The following is a 260-nucleotide window of genomic DNA, read 5'->3' on the forward strand; positions in this document are numbered from 1 at the left end:
TACGAGAATCTGGTCGCCGACAAGACGCCGGTCAGCACCACCGTGACTGACACCGTCGACACCACCAACCTGTCGCTCAGCGCCACCAACACGGTCGCCGAGGGTGGTTCGATCATCTACACCGCGACCCTGACCAACGCTGCTGGCTCGCCAGTAACTGTGACTCTGTCGAATGGCGCCGTCATCACCATCGACGCCGGCAAAACCACCGGCACCGTGACCGTTCCTGCGCCAACCGACGACGTCTACAAAGACGCCGG

General features: G+C 62.7%; 1 protein-coding gene. It reads left to right on the forward strand.

Going from position 1 to position 260, the window contains the following annotated elements:
* Positions 1–260 (forward strand): immunoglobulin-like domain-containing protein (locus N8H74_RS29270; protein WP_347710411.1); only part of this gene is annotated, 260 nt, incomplete at both ends.

It is taken from the genome of Pseudomonas sp. B2M1-30, from assembly GCF_025447575.1.
GTDB lineage: Bacteria > Pseudomonadota > Gammaproteobacteria > Pseudomonadales > Pseudomonadaceae > Aquipseudomonas > Aquipseudomonas botevensis.